Source organism: Bacillus bingmayongensis (genome assembly GCF_000299035.1).
Taxonomy (GTDB): domain Bacteria; phylum Bacillota; class Bacilli; order Bacillales; family Bacillaceae_G; genus Bacillus_A; species Bacillus_A bingmayongensis.
Genome location: NZ_AKCS01000059.1, coordinates 1 through 5,750 on the forward strand (window position 1 = coordinate 1; position 5,750 = coordinate 5,750).

The 5,750-nt window shown below is 33.1% G+C and carries 6 protein-coding genes; all 6 read right to left on the reverse strand.

Features of this window, described 5'->3' with window-relative positions:
- Positions 1-122 precede the first annotated feature (122 nt).
- The 6 genes from Y7E_RS0106610 to Y7E_RS0106635 all read right to left on the reverse strand — a co-directional run bounded on the left by Y7E_RS0106610 (position 123) and on the right by Y7E_RS0106635 (position 5,429).
- Positions 123-569, reverse strand: a complete 447-nt coding sequence (locus tag Y7E_RS0106610; protein ID WP_026049119.1) for an ASCH domain-containing protein — start codon at positions 567-569, stop codon at positions 123-125.
- A 544-nt stretch (positions 570-1,113) separates the two neighbouring features.
- Positions 1,114-1,911, reverse strand: coding sequence for an undecaprenyl-diphosphate phosphatase (bacA, locus tag Y7E_RS0106615; protein WP_017150502.1), 798 nt, complete (start codon positions 1,909-1,911; stop codon positions 1,114-1,116).
- Between the two features lie 70 nt (positions 1,912-1,981).
- The gene (locus Y7E_RS0106620; protein WP_017150503.1) at positions 1,982-2,719 is read right to left on the reverse strand and encodes an ABC transporter permease; all 738 of its coding nucleotides are present in this window, start codon (positions 2,717-2,719) and stop codon (positions 1,982-1,984) included.
- Complete coding sequence (locus Y7E_RS0106625; RefSeq protein ID WP_017150504.1) at positions 2,712-3,641, reverse strand: ABC transporter ATP-binding protein; 930 nt, start codon at positions 3,639-3,641, stop codon at positions 2,712-2,714. Before Y7E_RS0106625 ends, Y7E_RS0106620 begins: the two co-directional genes overlap by 8 nt.
- 68 nt (positions 3,642-3,709) lie before the next feature.
- The gene (locus tag Y7E_RS0106630; protein WP_017150505.1) at positions 3,710-4,726 is read right to left on the reverse strand and encodes a sensor histidine kinase; all 1,017 of its coding nucleotides are present in this window, start codon (positions 4,724-4,726) and stop codon (positions 3,710-3,712) included.
- Entirely contained in the window at positions 4,716-5,429 is a 714-nt protein-coding gene (locus tag Y7E_RS0106635; RefSeq protein WP_017150506.1) for a response regulator transcription factor, read from the reverse strand. The genes Y7E_RS0106630 and Y7E_RS0106635 overlap by 11 nt, the downstream gene beginning before the upstream one ends.
- Positions 5,430-5,750 lie beyond the last annotated feature (321 nt).

Genomic DNA, 5,750 nt, shown 5'->3' on the forward strand with positions numbered 1-5,750 from the left:
AGAGTAGGACGTCGCCAAGCAAAAACCTAAGTCATTTCGACTTAGGTTTTTTTGTGGTTTATAACATAATACCTATTTCTCGAATCATAGATGATGGGCTTGGGTGCAAATAGTAGCTATGTTTATCTTTTGATATCAATGAGTTCAAAACGCTCACAAACGAGTAACATGTCTTCAGAAAACTCACGTCCAATTTTGTGTAATTCTTCAGTGAAAAATTTTATATGAACTTTTCTCCAGTAGTCATAAGTTCGATCACCTTCGCCTTCTGCAATGGCAAATTCTTCGGACACTTCATTCATTGGTGTTACAGTTACTTCTATTGTTTTAATAATGGCTACAGGTTCATCATGGATATTTAAGATAATGCTATAATCATTTACCCTAGGAAGTGGCTCATTGTCTAGTTCATAGAAGATATGACCAGAGCATGTTGCTGTTTTTACACCATCAATTACTAATTGAGCAAGATAGTCAGGAGATGCTCCGAACTGCCATGCGCTGACAGATTGCGGCTTTTCGTTTTCTCCCCAATACTTATTCCAATATTTTTGCGCTAATTGGTTCATTTGTATCATTCACTCATTTCTCTATTGGTTATTCCACTATTCGGGGTAGCAAGACTTTAATTTCAAAATTTAGCGAAAGCAAAGAAGTTAGGCGGGGGATGAGGAGAACCTCACTGATTACAGTTTCACTTTATTTACATGCCTAATTGCTCACCATAAGATTCCGTTTGTTAATGATAGGTTGTTTGGTAAATTACATTTTCTTCGTTGTTTTTTGGATCAGTAAAAGAAAACTGCTGAATAAATATGCTTAATATACTCGCGCTGTTCATTTATATCCATCTATTGTATGAACCTTTACTACATATATATATATTAAAGAATATTCAGAATAATAAAGTCAAGCCCTTTTAAACAAATACCTACATTTTCAAGATTAGATGATTCATTTAAATAATAAGACCAACGCTTTTTATGAGAAGTTTGTTTAACGTATCTTTTCGTTAAAATTGAGAAGGTATACCTGATAGGCATTTATAATCACAACGAGCCGATTCTTCCATAGGAATATCGGCTCGTTAGTGTATAGAGAATCTTGTTATGATTAGAGCAGTACGAAGATAGTGAATACAAGAGCTAATAAAATACGATAATAAGCGAAAGGTTTTAAACCTATTTGTGCTAGTAGTTTTAAAAAAGTTACAACTGCTAGCATCGCTACAATAAAAGAAGTAATAAATCCTACTGCAAACATTGGAATATCATCTATACTTAAATGTTCCCAACTTTTTAATAAGTCTAGACCTGTTGCACCGACCATGACAGGAAGAGCAATAAGAAAAGAAAATTCTGATGCAGCTTTATAGTTCACTTTTGCTAACAATCCTCCAGACATTGTAGATCCAGCTCTTGAAAAACCAGGATATACCGCTAAACATTGAAATAATCCAATTGTTAATGCTTGACGATACGTTAAATCGTCTAATGAATAAGAGGTAGCTTCAGGTTTTTTGACTTCTGCGAAAATCATAAGAATTGCTCCTGCTACAAGTCCGATAACGACAGTATATGGCTGAAATAAGTATGTTTTAATTACATCATGTAATAGTAAGCCAGCAACTACAGCTGGGAATACACCTAGGAAAACATGTAGTACATTAAATTTTTTCTCTTTCTGCAAGAGAGGCTTAATGTTACATAAGGAAACAAGGCGTTTGTGATATAAAACAGCAATAGCTAAAATTGCTCCTAATTGTATGACAATCTCAAATGTTTTTGCTCTTTCTCCTTCAAAACCTAATAAGTGTCCAACTAATATAAGATGCCCAGTAGAAGAGATAGGTAAAAATTCGGCCAGTCCCTCTACAATACCGAGTATGAAGGCAATAATTGTATCGCTCATAATTTCACTCCTATTATTTAAATGAAAATGCTGTAGATAGACGTAGAATACATTGCATTATCTTTATAAATTAATGAATATCAACCTTTTTAAAATAGAATAGTGTTGCGAGAAAGCCGATAATAGCTGTAGCGGCAACGATAACATAAGAATATTCTGGTGGATATGTTGGTTGCAGTTCGTTATTTACTATATCTAGTGCAGCTGTCCAAGGAAACAAATCTTTGTGCTCTGAACTCGTAATCATAAGGTTTACCATCGTTATAACAATTGTTAATATAATAGGCGGAACATAAGTCTTCATTACAAGAGTTAGCAGTACAATAGGAGGGGACAAGATAAAAAGGAATCCACCACCTATTAAAAATTTCACTAAAAATTGAAAAGATACTAGGCTGCTTAATCCAGGAAAACCTCCTAATAGCCCTAATATTAAAGTTAGTCCCCAGGCAACTATAGTCAGAATTATGATCCATATGAACAGAAGGGTGAATTTACTCATAATAAAGTTAAAACGTGATACAGGAATGGTTAATAGATTTTTTAATGTATTTTCTGTGTATTCACGATTAAAGAGATAAGCGGTAACAACTCCATATAGAAGGACTCCCATAAATAAAATAGTATACATATTAACATTAAGAAAAAGGACATCGAAACTTGCGGGTGTAACAGATGGTTTTGTTTTCTTTTCTATATAAAAGGCCAAAACTATCATAAAGGGTGCTACCGCTGCCCCAATAATACTAATCAAGAACATGTTAGAACGTTTCAACTTTAATAGTTCTGTGTATAATAGATTAACCAATTGTGCCACCTCCAACCAATTTGGTGAAATAGTCCTCTAGTCGGTCTTCACTCATCATAATCTTTAATACTTCAATATCATTTTGAACAAACGTTTTATTAATCTGCCCTTGTTGCCCAAAATGAGAATAAACGCGAATATTTCCTTCATCATGTACTTCATAGTCAAAAATATGAAATTGTTTCTCTAAAAGCATCGTAGCTTTATTATCGTTATTCACCTGAAATTCTAAGTATTTACGATTTGTTTTTCGAAGTGTATCAAGAGAAGTTTCTTCTAATAACTTCCCTTCATGAATAATCCCCATATGATCTACTAGCTGTTCGACTTCAGCTAAAATATGGCTAGAAATTAATATCGTTATGTTCCTTTCTTGTGCTAAAGATTTAATAAGTTTTCGCATTTCTTTAATCCCAATTGGATCTAAGCCGTTTGTCGGTTCATCTAGTATCAATAGTTCTGGATAATGGAGTAGAGTTCTCGCTATTCCTAATCGCTGTTTCATCCCTAATGAGTATTTTCCTACTAGCTTTCTTGTTTCATGTTGCAATCCTACAATTTCTAATGCCTCTTCAATTGCATTTTTTTTGTGAACTCCAATAATTTTGGCATTAATTAATAAATTTTCTCTTGCAGTAAGGTTTTCATAAAACCCTGGAACTTCAACAATAGAACCAATTCTTCTTAAAATTTCTTTTTGGTTTTTGAAAAAATCCTCCCCGAATATTTCGATTTTTCCGCTTGTAGGTTTTATTAATCCTAGTAGCATTCGAATGGTCGTTGTTTTACCTGCGCCGTTTCGTCCGATAAAGCCGTAAATCTCTCCTTGATTTACATTTATATTTAGATTATCTACTGATTTTTGTTTGCCATAAATTTTAGTTAAGTTTGTTGTTTTTATAATTGTATTTATGTTGAACACCTACTTTCTATAATCTCTTAAGTACATGATAAAAAGGAGGATTTAACTGCTGCTTAATCATTTCTTAACTATTTCTTAAAAGCAGTTTGTTTGGGGATGGAAAAGCCAAAGGTGGTTTTTTTCCACGGAATACTTTCTACCCATATTTGGCCACCGTTTTTTTCTACGAGAGCTTTTGCGATGGCAAGGCCTAAGCCACTCCCGCCATGCGAAGGATTCCTTGATTGGTCACTTCGGTACATTCTCTCAAATACGTTCTCTAGATCACCTGTTGAAATGCCAGGGCCTTTATCCCAAATGAGCAGCTGATAGTCATTAGTGGTTTCTAAAAGTTCGATGCCTACTATTTTTCCAGGCTTTCCGTAATGTATAGCATTTTTTAGGAGATTACTTATAACTCGCATAAGACTAAAAGAATCTGCTGTAATGATGCAAGGGTCTTCTGGGATATTAACTTGTAACTCAATACCATGTTTTGATAGTTCAGGTAAAAACTCGATTAGTGATTCTCTAGTAATCTCTGAAAAATCAAGTTGCTCTTCCTTTAATGGAAATTCATCTGCATCAAGCTTGGCCATATTAAATATTTCATCAACTAAGTGTTTTAAGCTATTTGATTTATTTGAGAGTATTTCAAGATATTCCAGTTTTTCTTCCTCTGAAGCAGCTATATCATCTTTTAATGCGTCAATATATCCAATAATCGAAGTAAGAGGTGTTCGTATATCATGTGAGATACTAGATAGAAGTTGTTTTCTAGCCTTTTGAGACTTTTTGGCCTCAACTTGCACTTTTTCTAGCTCGGTTATTAACTCATTTATAGAAAAAATGACGTCATCTAGTGAATGATCGTTATTTGTATATAATCGCGTATGTAGATTGCCATTAATAACGCGTCTTAATTTCGTAACCATGGACTTCCTAGTTTGAATAAAATGAAGTCTTGTAAAGAAAAGACTTACTGTTATAACGATAAGGATAATGAATACAATTAATTTTAATATGTGAACCATATCTATAAATAGAAGTCCAGTAATGGTTATAAACTGCAATAGGATTAGATAGAGAATTTTATCATTCTTCATTCTTCTCACCTACAAATTTATAACCAATGCCCCAGACGGTTTGGATGAATTTAGGATTGGAAGGGTCAGCTTCTATTTTCTTTCTAAGCTTTCGAATGTGCACCATAACGGTATTATCATCTTCTATATAGTTACTATCCCAAACATTACGGAAGAGTTGTGTTTTTGTGAAAACTTGTTCAGGGTTTAAAGCAAAAAACTTTAATAATTCTAGTTCTTTTCCTGTTAAAGAAATTTCTGCGCCATTTACGTTAACTGTGTACTTTTTTACATCAATTGTTAGTCCTTTAAATGTTAGGAGTTTGTTTTCATGTGTAATAGCATTACTTCCTAATACTAAAAAACGTCTCATAAGAGCTTTTACTCTAGCAACCACTTCATTAATACTGAAAGGCTTTGTAATGTAATCGTCTGCACCTATGCTTAAGCCTAAAATTTTATCTACTTCTTGATCTTTAGCAGTGAGCATTAATATAGGGATATTTGTTTTATCCCTAAGTCTTCTACATACTTCGATACCATCAACCTTAGGCATCATCAGATCTAGTATGATAAGGTTATATTTATTTTGATTAAATAAGTGAAGAGCTTCTTCACCGTTTATCGCAGTATCTACTGTATATAATTCCCGTTCTAGATATTTTTTTAATAACTCTCGAATTTCTTTATCATCGTCTGCTATCAGTACACGGATATCTTCCATATTTTCACCTGCTTATAATAGAATTTTTGTATTATGGTTTGGGTAATGAAAAATACAACAGCTATCTCATTATATACTATTAATTGTTAAAATAAGGTTGTAAGTATAGAATCGAATGGAGAAAGGTAAATGTATGATAATTTACTAAAGGTTTATAGATAGTGGAAACCAAGTAGGGAGAAGAGATGTTTTAGGATACTTTTATAACGCTTCATAAAGAAGAGATAAATCTATTGAAAAAAAGTTATTGACTATTAATATATAGAGGTGTAATATTATACGAGTCGCTGATAGCAACAACGCAAAATGCGACAAACGAAA